Source organism: Achromobacter marplatensis, from assembly GCF_049060505.1.
Classification (GTDB): Bacteria; Pseudomonadota; Gammaproteobacteria; order Burkholderiales; family Burkholderiaceae_B; genus Achromobacter; species Achromobacter marplatensis_A.
The window spans coordinates 16450-35120 of sequence record NZ_JBMGRB010000002.1 but is presented as its reverse complement, the minus strand read 5'-3'; the positions used below and the strand labels follow the sequence as shown (position 1 = coordinate 35120).

Genomic DNA, 18671 nt, shown 5'->3' with positions numbered 1-18671 from the left:
GGGCCTCGCTTATAGGGGCATCGGCATGGAACCGCGCGCCTGCCGTGTCCGCCGATGTCCTGCCTGGGATGCTTGGGCTGCTTGGGATGCCTGGGCCGGCGCGGACGCTGCGACGGCGTCTTCGACGGTGGAATCTCCCGCCAGCGCGTGGATAAGCTGTTCATACGGGCCGACCGCGCGCTGCCAGCTGAAATCCCGGGTCATGGCGTTGCGTTGCATCGCCCGCCACAGGGTCGGGTGTTGGCGCAGGTGCATCGCGCGGGATAACGCGCCGGCCATGGCGTCCGGGCTGTCGCCGTCGAATAGCAGGCCGTTGGCGAACGCCATGGCGGTAAGGGGCGCGTCGGCGCCCGGGTCTTCAATGGTGTCGGCCATGCCGCCGACGCGCGACCCGACGGGCACCGTGCCGTACCGCATGGCGTAAAGCGGGGTGAGCCCGAAGGGCTCGAAGCGGCTGCCATGCAGCAGGATGTCGCCGCCCGCATGCAGCCGGTGCGCGCCCGTCTCGTTGTAGCCGATGCGCGTGGCGCAGCGCTTGGGGTATCGCGCCGCCAGCGACATCAGCGCATTTTCCAGGCGCCGATCGCCCTGGCCCAAGATGGCCACCTGCATGTCGGGATGGGCGTCCAGCACGCGGGGCAGGGCTTCAGCCGCGACGTCCGCCATTTTCTGTTCGGTCAAGCGGCTGCCCAGCACCACCAGCGTGGCCTGGGCATCCGGCAGCAGGTCGAACTCGCGCTGCAGGACTGTCTTGCACAGGCGCTTGTTCGCCAGGTCGCCGGCGTGGTAGCGCAACGGCCCCAGTTGCGGATCGCGCGCGGGATCCCAAAGGGCGGTGTCGATGCCGTTGGGGATCGCCAGCAAGTCCGCGGCGCGCTCGCGCAGCAGGCCATCCAGCCCGCAGCCGAAAGCCGGGGTCAGGATTTCGCGGGCATAGGTGCGGCTGACGGTCGTCAGGCGGTCGGCGTTGCGGATGCCCGCCTTCATGAAGTTCAGCTTGTCCCAGGCGATCATCGCGTCTTCGCTCCGGCACGCGGGCGGAATGCCCAGGGCCGGGGCGTCGTCAAGCGGGAACTGCCCTTGGAACGCCAGGTTGTGGATCGTCAGCACGCTTTTCACATCGTGGACGCCGGCTTCGCGCAACAGCAGCGGCGTGAGCGCCGCGTGCCAGTCATGCGCATGCACCACCGTGGGGCGCGGCAAGCCGGGCACGCCTTGTGCGATCCGCACCGCGGCATGGCACAACGCGGCGTACCGCAGGCCGTTATCCGCGTGCTCCTGGCCGTCGTCGTTCATGTACAGGCCGGCGCGGTCATAAAGCGCGTCGTTCTCCAGCAGCAGGAAGGACAGCTCGGAGGCAGGGCACACGCCCGCCAGCAGCCGGGCGTCGCCGCCGGGCAGGTCTTCCAGCCGGGCCACCTCACGCGCGCCTGCCAGGCGGCGCGTCACGCCGCGGTAGGCGGGCAGCAGGATGGTCGCGGCGATGCCGCGTTCGGACAGCGCCCGCGCCATGCCGGTAATGGCGTCCCCAAGCCCGCCGGTCTTGGCAAGGGGGAATGCTTCGGCAGCCACTATGAGTATTGTCGTCGTCGCCATGCTTGTTGCTCCGGGGAGAGTCGGAGGGCCGCTGAAAAAGGGGGCCCGATTCCGTAAGCCTTTCAATGCGCAAGAGGCGTGCCCGCGTCGACGCCACGATGGCGCGCCACCCGGGGCGGGGGCCTCGGGTGTCGTTGTTGCTGACTTTTGTAAAACTGGGAGCGGCGCACCATTTCCCCCGGAAACACCGCCGCCGGGCATGGCGATTGCGGCGCCCTCGGGTTCCGAAGAACCATGGCAAGGAGCGTCAACTTGAAAACCGTTTCCGATTTTGTGCTCGCCCGGTTGGGCGAATGGGGCGTGCAACGCGTGTTCGGCTATCCCGGCGACGGGATCAACGGGTTGATCGGCGCGTTCGGGAAAAACAAGGAACTGGAGTTCGTCCAGACACGCCACGAGGAAGGCGCGGCGTTCATGGCTTGCGCCCACGCCAAGTTCACGGGACAGGTCGGCGTGTGCCTGGCGACGTCGGGCCCCGGGGCCATCCACTTGCTCAACGGCTTATATGACGCGAAGCTGGACCATCAGCCCGTGGTGGCGATCGTCGGTCAACAGGCGCGCAGCGCGCTAGGCGGCGACTATCAGCAGGAAGTGGACTTGGTGAACTTGTTCAAGGACGTGGCGCACGACTTCGTGCACATGGTGACGTCGCCCCTGCAGGTGCGCCACATGGTGGACCGCGCCATGCGCATCGCGATGGAGCGGCGCGGCGTGACCTGCCTGATCTTTCCGAACGACGTGCAGGACCTGGAAGCCGTGGAGGCGCCGCCCCGCGAGCATGGCACGGTGCATTCCGGCATCGGGCTGACGTCGCACGCCGCCGTGCCGCCAGAGGCGGCGCTGGACAATGCCGCGGCGATCCTGAACCGGGGCGAGCGCGTGGCGATGTTGGTGGGCGCGGGCGCGCTAGAGGCCGGCGAAGCGGTCCAGGCGGTAGCCGACCGGTTGGGGGCAGGCGTGGCCAAGGCCCTGCTGGGCAAGGCGGTGGTGCCGGACGAACTGCCTTACGTGACGGGCGCCATCGGCCTGCTGGGCACGCAGCCCAGTTGGGAAATGATGAATGAATGCGACACGTTGCTGATGGTCGGGACCTCGTTTCCCTATGCGGAATTCCTGCCCAAAGAGGGGCAAGCCAGGGCGGTCCAGATCGACGTCGATGGCCGCAAGCTCAGCCTGCGCTATCCGGTCGAAGCCGGGCTGGTCGGCGATGCGCGCCTGACCTTGCAGGCGTTGTTGCCCCGGCTGGAACCCAAGGGCTCGGACCGTTGGCGCAAGGGCATCGAAAAGCGCGTGGCGCGCTGGCGCGAGACGGTGACGGCGCGCGCCATGGTGCAGGCCAATGGTATTAATCCCCAGCGTCCGTTCCTGGAATTGTCGCGGCGGCTGCCGGCGCAGAGCATCGTCACCTGCGATTCCGGAACGGCCGCCAACTGGTATGCCCGCGACGTGCAACTGCGCGAAGGCATGATGGGGTCGGTGTCGGGCGGCCTGGCCAGCATGGGTTGCGGGGTGCCTTACGCGCTGGCGGCCAAGCTGGCGCATCCCGGCCGGCCGGTGGTCGCGCTGGTGGGCGATGGCGCGATGCAGATGCTGGGGATCAATGAACTGATCACGATTGCACATCGTTGGAAAGACTGGTCGAACCCCACGTTGGTGGTGCTGGTGCTGAATAACGGCGATTTGAACCTGGTGACGTGGGAGCAGCGCGTCATGGGCGGCGACCCCCGTTTTGCCGACTCGCAATGGCTGCCGCCGTTTTCCTATGCCGAGTACGGCCGCATGCTGGGCCTGGAGGGCATCCGGGTGACCGAGCCGGACGACGTCGGCCCCGCATGGGACCGGGCACTCGCCGCCGGCCGGCCGGCGGTGCTGGAAATGGTTACCGACCCGGAAGTGCCGCCGATGCCGCCGCATATCTCGTTGAAACAGGTCGGCGCTTACATGACCGCGCTGCGCAAGGAGGGCGCCGCCACGGGCGCTGCAGCGCTGCGCGCCACGATCAAGCAGTGGTGGGCAAGCTGACCGGCGGTTGCGGCACGGCACTTGCGGAGGAATGGATTCCTGCCACAACAACGCGGGCGCAAGCCCGGCAAAGGAGATAGACCATGGAAACTCAAACCAACATCGTGGGCGGCCCCAAGAGCGACCCGAGCGGCCCGGGGCCCCAGGTCATGGCGGCGGACACGCTGGAAGGTAATGATGTGTACAACTCCGCCGGCGAGGAGTTGGGGTCGATCAAGGACATCATGATCGATGTGCCGCGTGGCCGCGTCGCGTATGCCGTGCTGTCGCGCGGCGGCGTGCTGGGCATCGGCGACAAGCTGTTCGCCATCCCCTGGGGCGCGTTGACACTGGACACGGACCGCAAGTGCTTCGTGTTGAACGTCGACAAGGAAACGCTGAAGAACGCGCCGGGCTTCGATAAGGACAACTGGCCCAGCATGGCGGACGAGACGTGGGCGCGCAGCCTGCATACTTATTACAAGCAAGACATCTATTGGTAAGCCGCGGCGCCGGGCCGCAGGGCCCGGGTTTGCCTCAAGGCGCCGGCCGCGGATCTCCCATCCGCGCGCCGGTCACCATTTCCGTCACCCAGTTGACCAGAATCGACGTATAGGCCCGCTGCGAGGATTTTTCCGTCAGGGCGTGGTCGGCGCCGTCAATGATGCGGTGGGTCAGCGAATGCGACCGCCGGAATGCCGAGCGGTAGCTCATGATGGTGGAGTGCGGGATGAAGGTGTCGTGTTCTGCCTCCACGATCAGCACGTCGCCAGAAAATTCGGCGCAGGCTTTCAAGGCGCGGTTCGACTCCGGCGCCACGTAACTGTTGCGGTAGGCGCGCAACACGTCGCGGTTCAGCTGGTTCTTGGGCAGTAGCCATTCGTCGTCCCGATACAGGGCGGGCACATGCAGCGCCAGCCAGCGCACGCGCCGCAGGCCGCTCAGCAGCGCGGCCAGATAGCCGCCATAACTGCTGCCCACCACCGCGACGGAACCCGAGTCCAGTGACGGGTGCGCGGCCAGACGGTCGTAGGCCGCCATCGCGTCGCGCAAATTGTCTTCGCGCGTCACTTGCAACTGTTGCTGGCGGGTGGCGGCGTGGCCGCGCAGGTCAAAGGTCAGGCACACGCAGCCCAACGCCGCGATTCCCTTTGCGCGTGACAAATCGAATTCCTGGCTGCCGCCCCAACCGTGAATGAACAGCACGCCGGGCACCTTATCCTCCGGCGTCAGGAACGTGCCGTCGAGCAGTTGGCCGTCGACCGATAGCGCGATGGGATCGCTATGCGCCGCCATCGGCATCCTCCAATACCCCGCCCGATTTGCTGATATGGCCGACGGCGGAGTCCTCGCCATGGAAGACCAGGTGTTGCGGAATCGGTGGCGGTTCGTTGCGGCCGTATCGTTCGCGGGTGGCAGCGCGCACCGTGGTCAGAGAGGGCGACAAGGCGAATGCCTGCATCGCCGCCAGTTCGGCCAGGCTGGCGCCGCCCGCTCGCCAGGATTGCTCCAGGACGCCGGCGCGCGCTTGCCCGGAAGCGTCGCGTCCAAACGCGATGTCGTAATTGCGGCGCGACGCGAACAGTTCAGGGTAGGCGGTGGAGACGGCGGTGTCGTAGCGGCAGGCCAGGTCCACCGCCTGGCGCTCCCTGGGTTCAAGGTCCAGCGCGCGCAGGGCGTCAAAGCCGCCCCGCGCCAGCCGCAGCTCCGAGCCGCCGTAGACCGATACGCCGGCGTTGTCCGGCGTCAGGGATTGGGTTCCGACATACGAGATTTCCATCTTGCCCACCCGCGACCACCCCACGCTGTAGGTGGCGACGTCTTCCAGATCTTCCTCTAGCACCAGTCCCAGCCTGCGCATGGCCATGACGGACTGGTTCGCCAGGGCGGCGTGCAAGTCGGCCGCGTTGCGCACGACCACCTGGCCGCGCCCCGCCGTGGCGTCCGGCGGTTTGATGCGCAGCCGCCCGCGTTTCAGCAGCCGCATGCCGGCGGTCTCCGCGTCTTGAGGCGTGAAGGCGGTGTAGCCCGTCAGCACCACGTCGCGCAATGCGTCCGCCAGGTCGGCAACCCAAGCCTTCGGCGCCTTTGCGCGAGGGTCCGGCAAACCATGGGTGATGGACTTGCCCGCGACGAAGGAATGCGGGGCGACGCCGCCATACAAGTCGGCGGCGCGCGTAATCCCCAAGCGCGCGGCGCGGACGGCGCCAATGATTGTCCGGTCGGGCACATAGTAGGGCGGGGGCGCATCCCGATGGCGGCTGGGCCGGTAATCCGGCTCGAAGCGGCGCCCCAGCAAAGCGGCCAAGCGCGAGGCCAGGGCTTCCTGGGACGCGATCTCATGTTCCGACGCGTTGGCGCGGCGCGGATAGGCGACCACCAGGTCGGACTCGGAAGGGGACGGGTGTTTTGTCATGGCCGCGATAGCAGCAAGCGGCGTTCCCGGGCGCTAAAGGGAAGGCTTCCCGTGGCCTGGCACGCTGGCATGCGCATGGCGCTTGCGCCACGCGATGCGGGCCTCCATCAAGGGGAACGCGGCCAAGGCCAGGCACATGGGCGCCAGCGCATAGCAGGCCCGGTACGCCAAGGCGGCGCCCAGCACCTCGGAGTACGGCAGTTTGGGCGCCAGCACCGCGACGAAGATCGCCTCCGTCGTGCCCAGGCCGCCCGGCACGCGCGTCAGCACCGCCGCGAAGCTGGCGCTGAGCAAAATGCCCAACACCACGGGATAGGGCGCTTTGCCTTGCAGCAGCACATACGCCACGGCGCCCATGAACATCCATGACAGGCCGGCGAACAGGCATTGCAGCACCGCCATGCGCGCCCGCGGCAACGTGACGTGTTGCCCGATCCAGGTGACTGATCGCCGGCGCGCGCGGGCACAGGCCCACACGTAGGCGGCGCCCGCCGCCAGCATGGCGGCGCCGATGAGCCGAAGCACGCCGCTACCCACGTCCCAGCCCTCGGGCACGGGCATGGCGCCGCTGACGAACACCGCGCCGGCCACCCAGGCGTAGCCGATCCAGTTGGAGGCCGCCGCGAACAGGGCGACGCGGGTGGCGACGGCCTTGCGGCATCCCATTCGGGCATACAGGCGCAGGCGCGCGCCCAGGCCGCCCACCAGCACGCCCAGGCTCAGGTTCAGGGCATAGCTCACCATCGCCACGCCCAGCACGGTGGGCATCGGCAGCTTGTGCCCGGTGTAGCGGCGGCCCAGCAAGTCCAACGCGCCATAACTCAGGTAGCCCAGGACCGTCAGGCCGCCTCCCAGCAACAAGGCATCGCGGGGAATGCGGCGCATGGCTTGCCACACTTGCGGCCAATCGACCGAGCGCCCGAAATAGAAGAGCAGCCCCGCCACCACGGCCAGGATCAGCCAGGGCAGTACCTTCTTGATGCGCGGCCAGCGGTGGCGCAGCGACCGCATGAAGGTTGTCCGAAAGACTCTCATGCCGCCTCGCCTTCGCCGGGCGTGGCGGGTTTGATGGTTTGAAGCGTGGGCTTGTGGGCCGGCAGCGCGCCCGCCCACGCCGGAAAGCGCCGCAGGAAGTGAAACACCACCACGCCCACCCAGAAGCGCCGCAGCACCCGCGTGGGCCTGGGGCTCAGCGGCACCGGCTTGCAGTCCTGCTCGATCAGGTGGTCCAGGCTATCGCGCAGTGCGCGGTTAAGCGACGAGTCGCGGGCCACGACGTTCGCCTCCAGGTTCAGCGCCAAGCTCAACGGGTCGAGATTGCTGGACCCCACGGTGCACCAATCGTCGTCCACGCAGGCTACCTTGCCGTGCAGCGGCCGCTTGCAATACTCGAAGATCTCGACGCCCGCGCTCATCAGATAGTCGTACAGCATCGAGGCGGCCAGCCGCGCCATCAGCACGTCGGGTTCGCCCTGAAGCAGCAGCCGCACCCGCACGCCGCGGCGCGCGGCGCTGACCAGGTCGCGCAGCAGGCGATAGCCGGGGAAGAAATAGGCGTTGGCGATCAGCACGTCGTGTTTGGCCGAACGCAGGCCGGCGCGGTAATAGCGTTCGATGTCGGTGGTATGGGCCTGGTTGTCGCGCACGACCAGCCGGCCGCCGCCGTCGCCGTCGGGCACCGATGCCGCGGGGGGGCGGCGCCAACGGCGCGGCCCGTTCCGCTTCAAGGCCGCGCGGGCGTAGTCGGCGATATCCGCCGCCAGCGGCCCGTCCACCTGCACCGCGTAGTCCTGCTTGGCCTGGGGGCCGAAGTCGGGCAGGTGATCGGCCGAAAAATTGATGCCCCCCACCAGGGCGCACCGGCTGTCCACGGCCACGGTCTTGCGGTGCATGCGCCGGAACACGTTGGTGCGGATGCCCAGCAGCCGGGGGCGGGGGTCGAAAATATGGAAGCGCACGCCGCTTTCGGTCATGGCGCCGATGAACTCGTCCGTCAGTTCGTCGGACCCGTATCCGTCCACCAGCAGATCCACGCTGACGCCGCGGCGGGCGGCCGCGATCAGCGTCTGCTGCAGCGCCTGGCCCACCTTGTCGTCGAACAGGATGAACGTTTCGACCAACACTTCGCGCGTGGCGGAATCGATGGCGCGGCGCACGGCGGGAAAGTAGGCTTCGCCGTTCTCCAGCAGCGTGTAGCGGTTGCCTTCGCGCCACCCCAGGTCAACGGTCGTCATAGCGCGATCTCCGCGGAAATGGGCACGTGATCCGACAGCCGTGACCACACTCGGGACGCCAGCGGCATCGGCCGCCAGTCGCGCACATTGCGCACGTAAATCCTGTCCAGCCGCAACCACGGCCATCGCGCGGGGAAGGTGCGCGCCGGGCGGCCCAAACGCGTGGTGAAGACCTCCTGCGTGCCGCAACGGGCCATCTGGCGGTCGGCGGTAAGCCGCCAGTCATTGAAATCGCCGGCAATCAGCAGCGGCTCGCCGGCCGGCACGTCGCGCCCGACCAGTTCGCAAAGCCGGTTCAATTGTTGCCCGCGATGCCGTTCCCGCAGACCCAGATGCACGCAGATCGCGTGCACTGGCGCGCTGCCGGGCACGCGCAGCACGCAGTGGAGCAGGCCTCGGCCTTCGTGCCCGCCCACGCTGACGTCATGGTTCTCGTATCGGTCGATCGGGTAGCGCGACAGGATCGCGTTGCCATGATGCCCGGCGGGATAGACGGCGTTGCGCCCGTAGGCGAAGTCGGACCACAGCGTATCGGCCAAAAATTCGTATTGCGACAATGCCGGCCACGCGGACGGGTGGCGTTCGGCGTGTGCCTGATGTTCGCCCAGCACCTCTTGCAGGAACACCACATCGGGCGCGGCGCCGCGCAAGGCCGCGCGCAGGTCGTGCAGCATGAAGCGCCGGTTGAAACTTGTGAATCCCTTATGGGTGTTGACGGTAAGCACCGTTAACACCCGACGGGAATCGTCGGTCGGGGCGGGCATGGACCCTCCGTAGGCGGAAAACCCAAGGTCAGGCGCAATTAGCGTGCCTGGGGTGCGCCAGCGTCGCTGGCGCGAGGCGGCTGCCCCATGCCGACGCCGCTTTTGTACGCAATGGTGCGGAAAAGCCGGTACGCCCGGCAGAAATTTCCGCTGCCTTACGAATTGCAACACTGTGGCCGTCGGCGGGCCGGTCTTTACGCGTGCAGGTCGCGCACCACACTGATTTGCCGTTCCCCGGCGCGAACGTGGCAATCGGTAATAAAAAGCATTATCATGCCGCTTCGCTAAGAATTCGCCCCATGCCCTCTTCACGGTCTCGTCCACACGGCTTTCTTGCCTATTACGAAGAACTGCTCGCCGTCTGGACCCGTAAGCTGGGGTGCCGCGACGCCGCCCAGGACTTGACCCATGACGCCTTCGTGAAATGCCTGGAGGCCGGTTCCGCCCATGTCGAACAGCCGCGTGCCTACCTGCACCAGGCGGCGCGCAATACGGCGATCGACAGCTTTCGCCGCGAAGGCGGGCAGGAGTGGGTGCCGCTTGATACCATAGCGGCCCATCCCAGCACGCTGGGCGACCCCGTGGCGCAGGCGCGCACGCAGCAACTGGGGCAGGCGCTGGAAACGGCGCTGGCCGAATTGCCGCTCAAGTGCCGCCAGGTCTTCATCTGGCAACGGCTGGAAGGCCTGACGCAGGCCGAGATCGCCCAGCGCATGGGCCTTAGCAAGAACATGGTCGAAAAGTACATGATCCGCACCGCCTTGCATCTGCGCGAACGGCTGGGGGCTTATGCGCCCAGCTAGCGATGCCGCGCGCGCCCAAGCCGCCAAATGGTTCGCCCGGACACGATCCGGGGAACTGGACGCTGCGGGCCAAGCCGAGTGGCAGGCCTGGCTGGCCGCCGATCCCCGCCACGGCTATGAATTCCGCGTGCTGGAATCCATCTGGCAAGCCGCCTCCGAGGTGCCGGCGGACCGCCTGCGTGCCTTGGCCGAGCCGCGCCGGCGCGCGCGGTCGTCCGGCCGGCGCCAGGTGCTGGCGCTTGGCATGACGGCGCTGGCGGTGGGCGCGGGCGTGCTGTTCTGGCAGCGGCAGCAGCCGCTTGCCGTGCAGACCGCCGAATACCGCACGGCGTCGGGAGAACGGCGAGTGGTGGCATTGCCGGACGGTTCCAGCGCCGAATTGAATAGCCGTACCCATGTGAAGCTGCGGTTCGGCGCCAGCGCAAGGCAGGTTGAACTGCTGGAAGGCGAGGCGCTGTTCTCGGTCGACAAGGACGCCCGGCGTCCTTTCGTGGTGGATGCCGGCCTGGCCACGGCCACCGTGACGGGAACCCGCTTCGATGTGCGCCGCGACGCGGACGAGGTGCGCGTGCTGGTCGAATCCGGTTCGGTCCGGGTGGCCGGGCGGCAAGATGATGCCGCCAGCGCGGTGTCGGTCACGCCGGGGTTGGGCACCCGGGTCCCGGCGTCGGGCAAGGTCGAGCCGCCGCGGACGGCGCCCGTCGCATCGGCGCTGGCCTGGCGAGCGGGGCAGATCGTCTTCAGCGACACCGACCTGGCCAGCGCGGTGCGCGAGGTGTCGCGCTACCGCGCGCAGCCGGTGGTACTGGGCGGCGGCAAGGGGCTGGCCGGCCTGCGCCTGACCAGCGTGTTCCGCATCGACGACACCGACGCCTTCCTGACCGCATTGCCGCACATCCTGCCGGTGACGGTGCGCACATTGCCCGACGGGCGGGCTGAAGTCGTGGCCCGCTAAGCCGGGGATCCACGCGCCTGCGAAAAATATTTTGGCCGGGCATTCAGGTTTTTTTCCGCTTTCGCGTCTTCTCTCTTAACGCGGGGCACATCCGGCAAGGGGCCGGAGACCGCCCGACTCAGGAGAGGATGAAGTGGATCGCAATAAGAACAAGCGCGCGCAGCCGATGAGCGGCCGGATCCGGGCCGTCAGCGCGGCGGTGCTGATCGCCATGGGGGCGCCTGCCGCCTGGGCCGCGTCGCCGCCGATCGCGGTGGACCTGCCGGCCCAGCCGCTGGACGGCGCGCTGAAAACGCTGGCGCAGCAGCATGGTCTGCAGATCTTCTACACCCCGCAGGCGGTGGCGGGCATCCAGGCGCCGGCCGTGTCCGGCACGATGACGCCCGACCAAGCGCTTGACGCCTTGCTGCGCGGCACGCCGCTGCGTGCCCGCCACGAAGGCAGCGCCATCATTCTTGAACCCGCCGGTGCTGCCGGCGCGGCCGCCCCGACGGTGCTGGCGCCGATCGAAGTCAGCGCCTCGCGCATGGCCAGCAACCTGGTCAGCCCGGTGCAACAGACCATCGTGCTGGAACGCGACAACCTCCAGGAACTGCGGACGGGGTCCGACAGCCTGGCCACGGTGCTGTCGAAGGTCGTGCCGGGCATGGCCGATTCCAGCCGCACGATGACCGACTATGGCCAGACGCTACGCGGCCGAGGCATCCTGGTGCTGGTGGACGGTATTCCGCTGAACACCAACCGCGATTCGTCGCGCAACTTGGCCAACATCGACCCGGCCATCATCGAACGCGTCGAAGTGTTGCGCGGCAGCAGCTCGATCTACGGCGCGGGCGCCACCGGCGGCATCGTCTCGATCACCACGCGGCCGGCTGGGGGCGAACCGGTGTCGGAAACCACGCTGACCGCCGTGTCCCCCCTGAGCCGCCTGCGTGCCGATGGCCTGGGCGGCCAACTGCAGCAGCATTTCGCGGGCAGCCAGGGCAAGCTCGATTACGCGCTGGACCTGGGCGCGCGCCACAACGGCGCGTCTTACGACGCGCAGGGCCGCCGCATCGCCTCCGAGCCCAGCCAGGGCGACCTGTTCGACTCCAACATCTACAGTTTGGGCGGCAAGCTCGGCTTGCGCATCGACGACGATCAGCGCGTGCAACTGTCGGCCAGCTATTACAACGCCGACCAGGACAGCGATTACGGGTCGGACCCGTCGGTGGCCCGCCTGCCGCCGGGCACGGCGCGCGCCTTGCCGCTGGACGGCCTGGTGCTGGCCGACCAGAACCAGATCCGCAACACGCTGGTGAACCTGGAATACCAGCATCAGAACCTGTGGGGCAGCAAGCTGTCGGCCCAGGTCTATTACCGCGACTACTACACGCGCTTCACGCCGTTCGACGCCCGCGCCGTGGTTACGCGTGGCGGCAATGTGGACCAGGCCATGCAGAACTCCAAGGTGATGGGAAGCCGCCTGACGATCGACACGCCGCTGGGCGATTCCGACAAGACCCGTCTGTTGTGGGGCGCGGACTTCAACCAGGAACGCAGCGACATGCCGATCGACATCTTCGATCCGGCCGCGTTCGACGGCAGTGGCGGCCGCGTATTCCGCAAGACTGGCACGCTGACCTACATGCCGGAACTGACCACGCGCAGCACGGGCCTCTTCGGCCAGCTGGAACACCGCTTCAACGACCAGTGGTCGGGGCAGGGCGGCGTGCGCTACGAATATTCGTCGGCGCGTTTCAATGATTTCGTGCCCCTGTCGCAGTCGCGGGTGCCGTCGCCCGCGACCGTGCAGGGCGGCACGGTGAACTACGACGCCTTGCTGTTCAACGTAGGCCTGAGCTACGAGCCGGTGCGCGGGCAAGAGTTCTACACGTCGTTCAGCCAGGGCTTCCAGTTGCCCGATATCGGCGTGCAGATGCGCAACGCGCGTCCGGGTTTTGATATCGGTTCGTCGGACCTGGAACCCGTCAAGACCAACAACTACGAGCTGGGCTGGCGCGGCGGCCTGGGCAACACCACGGCGTCGCTGGCGCTGTTCTACACGACGTCGAAGTTGGGCGACGTGCAGAGTTTCAATAACGGCCTGATCTTGACCCGCACGAAGGAACGCGTGTACGGCGTGGAAGCGGCCGCCGACTACCTGACCGACGACGAACGCTGGGGCGCGGGCGGCACGTTCACCTGGATGAAGGGGCAGGAGCAGCCCGAGGGCGGTGAATGGCGCAACATGACGGGGTATCGCATCCCGCCGGTCAAGGTGACGGGCTACGTGCAATACCGGCCGAACGAGCGCTGGAGCAACCGCCTGCAGGCCAACTACTACGCCAGCAAGGACTACCGCCTGGATGGCGTCGCCAGCTTTGGCCGTCGCGAGGTCAACAGCTATTTCACGGTGGACGTCATGAGCCGCTACCAGTTCACCAAGAAGGACACAGTGACGGTCGGCATCGAAAACCTGTTCAACCGCGAGTACTACCCCCTGTACAGCCAACTGATGCGCAGCGGCACCAACACCAGCCGTCTTCCGGCGGCCGGCACGGTGCTGACGTTGACGTACCAGCACCGCTGGTAAACGCAAGGCGGGCGGACGCGCGCGGCAAGGCGCAAGCACGAAGGCGCAGGAAGCAGGTATAAAAAACGGATTCTGAATCTGCAAAAGCCGGGTTGTATTGCGGTTTGCGCGGGGTCACAATCGAATTCCATTCCAGGAGAACCTGCATCATGACGATTGCACCTCAGCCTTTGGACGCGCGCGTCGTTCAGGCCTTGTCCGGCATCACCACCGCCACCTTGACCACCGTGCTGCTCAAGAAAGGGCTGCGCAACGTGTGGCTGCGCGGGGCGCGGCCGCTGGCGCCGGGTGCCAAGCGGATCGTGGGGCGCGCGTTCACGCTGCGCTTCGTGCCGGCCCGCGAGGATCTGGCCACGCCGGCCTCGTGGGCGTCGCCCATTTCGACGCGGGCGGCGATTGAAGACATGCCCGAAGGCTGCATTGCCGTGGTCGACGCGATGGGCGTGACGGATGCCGGCATCTTCGGCGACATTCTCTGCGCGCGGATGCAGAAGCGCGGCGTGGCCGCGCTGGTGACGGACGGCGTGGTCCGTGACCTGGAAGGCGTCGAGGGCACCGGCCTGCCGGTATGGTGCAGCGGGGCGGCCGCGCCGCCTTCGGTGGCGGGGCTGACCTTCGTGGGCTGGCAGGAACCGGTCGGGTGCGGCGGCGTCGCGGTCTTTCCGAACGATGTGATCGTGCTGGACCGCGACGGCGCGGTGCTGATTCCGGCCGCCATCTTGGACGAAGTCGTGGAAATCGCCATCGAGCAGGAACGGCTGGAAGGCTGGATCATGCAGCAGGTCGAGGCAGGGGAAAAGTTGCCCGGGCTGTATCCGCCGAATCAGGAAAACCAGGCCCGTTACCAGGCCTGGCGTGCCAAGCAGGGCGCAATGCCCAATCAGTAGGAGTTGCCGCCGCGGATATTGCCGGCGACGCCGCCCGCCACGCCGCCGATGGCGGCGCCCGTCCAGGCGCTGCCGCCTGCGATGGCGGCAATGCCGGCGCCCGCCGCGGCGCCAATGGCCGCGCCGGACACGGTGCCTTGCTGCTTCGGCGACATGTTCGTGCAGGCAGCAAGCGTCCCGATCGCGACGCCGATGACAATCGATCGAATTAGCTTCATGACGGCTCCTTCAAGGCTTGCGCTTCGCGCCGGGCACGACGATCTCGAACCACAGGGTCTCGATCACGGGGCGGTCCAGCTTGGTGGGGTTCGCGGCGTACCAACGGTCCAGGCCGTCGCGCACCGAATCCAGCGTGTGGGATTGCAGGCCGGCCGTAAATCTTGGAACCAGCGTCTGGGTGTCGTTAAGTTTGCGCCGTTCCTGGTAGGCGCGTTCGACTTGCAACAGATTGGCGATGCCCAGCAGGTACGCCTTCTTATGACTGGCGTCCGATTCCGTCCATTGCTTGCCGGTGATGATGGGCGCCGGATCGGCGGTCTGGGCCATGCCTGGCGGGGTGAACAGCAAAGACAGCGCAAGGGCTGCCGGGCCTAACAGGTGTTTCACTTTCATCGCAACGCTCCTCGCGGGCTTAAAAGATAAAAAACGACCTTTCGACGCCGCATCGGGGGGCCGGGCGGCCCGGACCCAAAACGGGTCTGCTCAATTTATGCCCGAAAGAAGGCGTCCGCAAGCAGAATGCGCTGGCCGGCCGCCCCAACGCGGCGGGTAAAATTCCTGCGTGGCGTCGGAATCCCCCGGCGTCCTGGATTGGACCCATGCGCACCGGACTTTCCCGTCGACCCCCCCGTACCGCCCTGGCCGTCGATGTCGGGCGGCTGTTGCTGCTGCTGTTGCTGGTGGCGCGGGCCTGGGTGCCGGTGGGATATATGCCGGATGCCGATGCGCTGCGGCAGGGCCGGCTGGCGCTGGAGTTTTGCGTGATGGGCGGCGGTGTGTGGCCAGGGCTGCGGGCGCCGCTCACGCAGCCGGCCGCGCAACCCCACGCGCAATCCCACGCGCAATCCGACGCGCATCACGGCAACCACGGGGATCCCGGCCACGGCGGCCCCGACGGCCACGGCGCGGCCGGACAGGAATGCCCGTTTGGCCTGAGCGCGCATCAGGTGCTGGATGTGCCGCCGATGATGGCGGTGGCGCCCGTGCTGTTGCGTTGGCTGGCGCGGACGCCTCTGCGGGTCGACAGTCCGCGTCCCGCGATGCCGGCCGCCGGCCCCCCGCTGGGATCGCGCGCGCCTCCTTCGATACCCGAATGACCGTTCTCGACGTGCGCGTATCGCGCGCATGAAGGCCGCCCGGATGGGGCGGCGTCGTTCGTATTCGGAGGACCCCATGTCCACGCAAACCCTGGATTCCCGCCCCGCGCCCGAGCGCGAACGGGCCACGGGCCGCAGCGCCTTGATGGCGCTGATCACCCGCCTGCATTTTTATATCGGGCTGTTCGTCGGCCCTTTCATTTTGGTGGCGGCCGTCACTGGCACGCTGTTCGTGCTGACGCCCCAGATCGAAAACCTGCTGTATGCCGGCCAACTACGCACCGCGTCGACAGGGCCGGCGCAATCCCTGGCCAGCCAGGTGCAGGCGGCGCAAGCCCGCATCGGCGCAGGGCCGCGCCTGTTCGCAGTGCGCCCGGCGCCTGGCCCGGGCGACACCACGCGCGTCATGTTCACGCAGCCCGGCCTGGGCGATTCCGAAAGCCGCGCGTTGTTCGTCGACCCCGCCACGCTGGAAATCAAGGGCGACCTGATCGTCTACGGCACCAGCGGCACGCTGCCGTTTCGCACGGCGCTGGATTATCTGCACCGCAATCTGATGCTGGGCGAACTGGGCCGCAACTATAGCGAACTGGCCGCGTCATGGATGTGGCTTGCCACGCTGGGCGGGCTGGCGATGTGGTGGGCGGGACGCCGCCGCCCGCCAGCGGGTGCGGCGCGTAGCCCGCGCCTGCGCACGCGACGCTGGCACGTGCTGCTGGGGCTGTGGTTGGCGATCGGCTTGCTGTTTTTGTCGGCCACAGGCCTGACCTGGTCGAATTGGGCGGGCGGCCGCGTGGACCAGCTGCGCGCGCAACTCGGCTGGATCACGCCGTCGGTGTCGCTGGCGCTGCCCCGCGCCGGGGCGACGGTCGGGCAGGGCGGGGGCGAGGATGAGCACGCACATCATCATGGCGCAATGGCCGGAATGGCCGGCATGGCCATGACGCCCTTGTCCCCCGTGGTGGGCGATATCGACCGCATCCGGCAGACCGCTCGGGCGGGCGGCATCGACAGCGACGCCTTGGAGATTCGTCCGCCGCGCGCAGCCGATGAGGCCTGGACGGTGCGGGAAGTGGACCGTTCATGGCCCACGCAGGTCGACACCATCGCCATCGATCCCGCCACTTACGCCATCACCAGCCGCGCTGATTTCGCCACCTTCCCGTTGATCGCCAAGTTGATCCGCTGGGGCGTGGACATGCACATGGGCATTCTCTTCGGCTGGCCCAACCAATTGCTGATGGCGGCCATCGGCTTGGCGCTGACCACGATGATTGTTCTGGGCTACCGCATGTGGTGGCTGCGTCGCCCGGTGTCGGGCGCATCCGGTCAAACGCTGACGCAAGCGTGGCGTGAGCTGTCCTGGCCAGGCCGGTGCGCGGCCGCGGCCGTGGCGTTGGCGCTGGGGTGGTGCCTGCCGGTGATGGGCGCAAGCCTGCTGGCGTTCCTGGCGGTGGACGTGTTGCGGTCGTGGCGGGCTCAGCCGCCCAAGGCGCTGACGCGCCGCGCATAGCTTGCCAGCACGATGCGTTCGGACTGCGCCAGATAGTCTTTCAGCGCATCGGCTGCCTTCTGGAATTCACCGGCCTCGACCCATTCCAGGATTCGGGCATTCATGTCGGCGTAGGGCGCATGCAGGAATTCGGGGTCCTGCAGCAGGCCGAACACCAGCCGCAGTTCGGCCAGTAATAGCGAAAACATGGCGTTAAGCCGTTCGCTGTCGGCCAGTTCCACGATGGCCATATGAAACGCCATGTTGGCCGTGCCCACGCCCGTCCAGTCTTGGCTGAGCCGGCGGGCGCCGGCGTCGTCCACCGCCTGGCGCATGCGCTGGTGCGCCGGGTGGTGCGGGTACGCCTGCGCAAGCGCCTGGCATTCGATCATGCGCCGCACGCGATACAGATCGATGATGGAGGCCATGTTGGGCACCGCTACCGCGACGCCGCGGTTGGGCGAATGGGTCAGCAAGCCTTCCTTGGTCAGGTTGCGGAACGCTTCGCGCAGTGTATTGCGCGATACGTCTAGGCTTTGCGTCAGGGTCGCTTCCGACAGGCGCTGGCCGGGCGCGAATTCGCCGTTGATCAACCGGCGGCGGATCTGTTCGGTGACTTTATCGGTCAGGGTCTGGTGCGCGTGGGAATCGGTCATTGACGGGAAATCTGCATAGGCGGGAGGGCCTTTCCGTGTGAGTGTATCTGACCACCTTGCAGATTGCCCCTCACATCCGCCTGTTTTGTGCAGACCGGGTGGAAATACTGATAGGCAATGGGCTGTCGTTTGATCTACTATTTACAGATATTGTAGAACAATCCTGTAACAGAAGCCCTGCATCCGGCTCTGACGGTCAATAGAGAAGCACGCGATGGTTAGCATAGATCTGAACAGCGACCTGGGCGAAAGCCTGGGCGCATGGACCATGGGCGACGACGCCGCGATGCTGCGGCTGGTGTCCAGCGCGAACGTGGCCTGCGGCTTCCATGCCGGCGACCCGGCCGGCATTCTTGCCACGCTGAAGGGCGCGGCGGCCAATGGCGTGGCGGTCGGCGCGCACGTATCCTACCCGGACCTGACCGGTTTCGGACGCCGCAACATGGACGTCGCCAGCGCCGACCTGATCGCCGACGTCATCTATCAAATCGGCGCGTTGAAAGGCCTGGCCGCCGCGGCCGGCACACAGGTCCGCTACGTCAAGCCGCATGGCGCGCTCTACAACACCATTGCGCACGATGCGCGCCAGGCCAACGACGTCATCACGGCGATGCTGGCGGTGGACCCGTCGTTGGCGCTGGTTGGGCTGGCCGGTTCGCCCCTGCTGACGCTGGCGCGCGAACGCGGTCTGCGCGTGGTGGCCGAGGCGTTCGCCGACCGGGCCTACACGCCGCAAGGCACGCTGGTTTCCCGCCGCGAAAAAGGCGCCGTGCTGCATGACCCCGACGTGGTGGCGCGGCGCATGCTGCGCCTGGTGGAAGACGGGCTGGTTGAAGCCATCGACGGTTCGCTGACGCGCGTAGAGGCGGACTCTATCTGCGTGCATGGCGACAGTCCGGGCGCGGTGGACATGGCGCGCGAAGTGCGCAGCCGCCTGGAGCAGTCCGGCGTTACCATTCGCTCGTTTGCCGCCTAG

The 18671-nt window shown here is 67.4% G+C and carries 18 protein-coding genes; 9 read left to right on the top strand and 9 right to left on the bottom strand.

Annotated features, from left to right (window positions below; translation table 11 throughout):
- Positions 1–9: 9 nt before the first annotated feature.
- On the bottom strand, positions 10–1596 hold the full coding sequence (gene glgA / locus ACI0FO_RS05030) for a glycogen synthase GlgA (protein ID WP_416024625.1): 1587 nt from the start codon (positions 1594–1596) through the stop codon (positions 10–12).
- A 252-nt stretch (positions 1597–1848) separates the two neighbouring features.
- On the opposite strand from glgA, the gene ACI0FO_RS05025 reads away from it, so the two are divergent.
- Both ACI0FO_RS05025 and ACI0FO_RS05020 read left to right on the top strand, forming a co-directional pair.
- Positions 1849–3618: a thiamine pyrophosphate-requiring protein gene (locus ACI0FO_RS05025; protein ID WP_416024624.1), complete on the top strand. Its 1770-nt coding sequence runs from the start codon at positions 1849–1851 to the stop codon at positions 3616–3618.
- 83 nt (positions 3619–3701) lie between these two features.
- A complete protein-coding gene (locus tag ACI0FO_RS05020; protein WP_105559161.1) occupies positions 3702–4100 on the top strand; it encodes a PRC-barrel domain-containing protein in 399 nt (132 codons plus the stop codon).
- A gap of 34 nt (positions 4101–4134) precedes the next feature.
- Here the strand turns inward: ACI0FO_RS05020 and ACI0FO_RS05015 are convergent, their stop codons facing one another.
- From ACI0FO_RS05015 to ACI0FO_RS04995, 5 genes are read right to left on the bottom strand one after another with little or no spacing between them, the layout of a single operon-like run.
- A complete protein-coding gene (locus ACI0FO_RS05015) occupies positions 4135–4893 on the bottom strand; it encodes an alpha/beta hydrolase family protein (RefSeq protein WP_416024622.1) in 759 nt (252 codons plus the stop codon).
- Complete coding sequence (locus ACI0FO_RS05010; protein WP_416024621.1) at positions 4880–6013, bottom strand: DUF3182 family protein; 1134 nt, start codon at positions 6011–6013, stop codon at positions 4880–4882. Before ACI0FO_RS05010 ends, ACI0FO_RS05015 begins: the two co-directional genes overlap by 14 nt.
- Positions 6014–6046: 33 nt before the next feature.
- On the bottom strand, positions 6047–7048 hold the full coding sequence (locus ACI0FO_RS05005; protein ID WP_416024619.1) for a lysylphosphatidylglycerol synthase domain-containing protein: 1002 nt from the start codon (positions 7046–7048) through the stop codon (positions 6047–6049).
- Positions 7045–8247: a cardiolipin synthase ClsB gene (clsB, locus tag ACI0FO_RS05000; RefSeq protein ID WP_416024617.1), complete on the bottom strand. Its 1203-nt coding sequence runs from the start codon at positions 8245–8247 to the stop codon at positions 7045–7047. The genes ACI0FO_RS05005 and clsB overlap by 4 nt, the downstream gene beginning before the upstream one ends.
- On the bottom strand, positions 8244–9011 hold the full coding sequence (locus ACI0FO_RS04995; RefSeq protein WP_416024615.1) for an endonuclease/exonuclease/phosphatase family protein: 768 nt from the start codon (positions 9009–9011) through the stop codon (positions 8244–8246). The genes clsB and ACI0FO_RS04995 overlap by 4 nt, the downstream gene beginning before the upstream one ends.
- 299 nt (positions 9012–9310) lie before the next feature.
- Here ACI0FO_RS04995 and ACI0FO_RS04990 point away from each other — a divergent pair, with 299 nt between their 5' ends.
- From ACI0FO_RS04990 to ACI0FO_RS04975, 4 genes are all read left to right on the top strand, one after another.
- On the top strand, positions 9311–9814 hold the full coding sequence (locus ACI0FO_RS04990; protein ID WP_416024613.1) for an RNA polymerase sigma factor: 504 nt from the start codon (positions 9311–9313) through the stop codon (positions 9812–9814).
- Entirely contained in the window at positions 9801–10769 is a 969-nt protein-coding gene (locus tag ACI0FO_RS04985; protein WP_416024612.1) for a FecR family protein, read from the top strand. Before ACI0FO_RS04990 ends, ACI0FO_RS04985 begins: the two co-directional genes overlap by 14 nt.
- Before the next feature lie 166 nt (positions 10770–10935).
- Positions 10936–13344 carry a TonB-dependent siderophore receptor gene (locus ACI0FO_RS04980; RefSeq protein WP_416025644.1) on the top strand — a complete coding sequence of 803 codons (2409 nt, stop codon included), beginning with the start codon at positions 10936–10938 and terminating at the stop codon, positions 13342–13344.
- A 149-nt stretch (positions 13345–13493) separates the two neighbouring features.
- Positions 13494–14231, top strand: coding sequence for a ribonuclease activity regulator RraA (locus ACI0FO_RS04975; protein WP_416024610.1), 738 nt, complete (start codon positions 13494–13496; stop codon positions 14229–14231).
- Here the strand turns inward: ACI0FO_RS04975 and ACI0FO_RS04970 are convergent.
- On the bottom strand, positions 14225–14449 hold the full coding sequence (locus ACI0FO_RS04970; protein WP_416024608.1) for a YMGG-like glycine zipper-containing protein: 225 nt from the start codon (positions 14447–14449) through the stop codon (positions 14225–14227). The genes ACI0FO_RS04975 and ACI0FO_RS04970 overlap by 7 nt on opposite strands.
- A 10-nt stretch (positions 14450–14459) precedes the next feature.
- Positions 14460–14843: a hypothetical protein gene (locus tag ACI0FO_RS04965; protein WP_416024606.1), complete on the bottom strand. Its 384-nt coding sequence runs from the start codon at positions 14841–14843 to the stop codon at positions 14460–14462.
- Positions 14844–15049: 206 nt separating this feature from the next.
- Here ACI0FO_RS04965 and ACI0FO_RS04960 point away from each other — a divergent pair, with 206 nt between their 5' ends.
- On the top strand, positions 15050–15547 hold the full coding sequence (locus tag ACI0FO_RS04960; RefSeq protein WP_416024604.1) for a DUF2946 family protein: 498 nt from the start codon (positions 15050–15052) through the stop codon (positions 15545–15547).
- 76 nt (positions 15548–15623) lie between these two features.
- Positions 15624–17060: a PepSY-associated TM helix domain-containing protein gene (locus tag ACI0FO_RS04955; RefSeq protein WP_416024603.1), complete on the top strand. Its 1437-nt coding sequence runs from the start codon at positions 15624–15626 to the stop codon at positions 17058–17060.
- Here the strand turns inward: ACI0FO_RS04955 and ACI0FO_RS04950 are convergent.
- Positions 17027–17695, bottom strand: coding sequence for a GntR family transcriptional regulator (locus ACI0FO_RS04950; protein ID WP_416024601.1), 669 nt, complete (start codon positions 17693–17695; stop codon positions 17027–17029). The genes ACI0FO_RS04955 and ACI0FO_RS04950 overlap by 34 nt on opposite strands.
- Positions 17696–17909: 214 nt before the next feature.
- Between ACI0FO_RS04950 and ACI0FO_RS04945 the strand changes: the two genes are divergently transcribed.
- On the top strand, positions 17910–18671 hold the full coding sequence (locus tag ACI0FO_RS04945) for a LamB/YcsF family protein (RefSeq protein WP_416024599.1): 762 nt from the start codon (positions 17910–17912) through the stop codon (positions 18669–18671).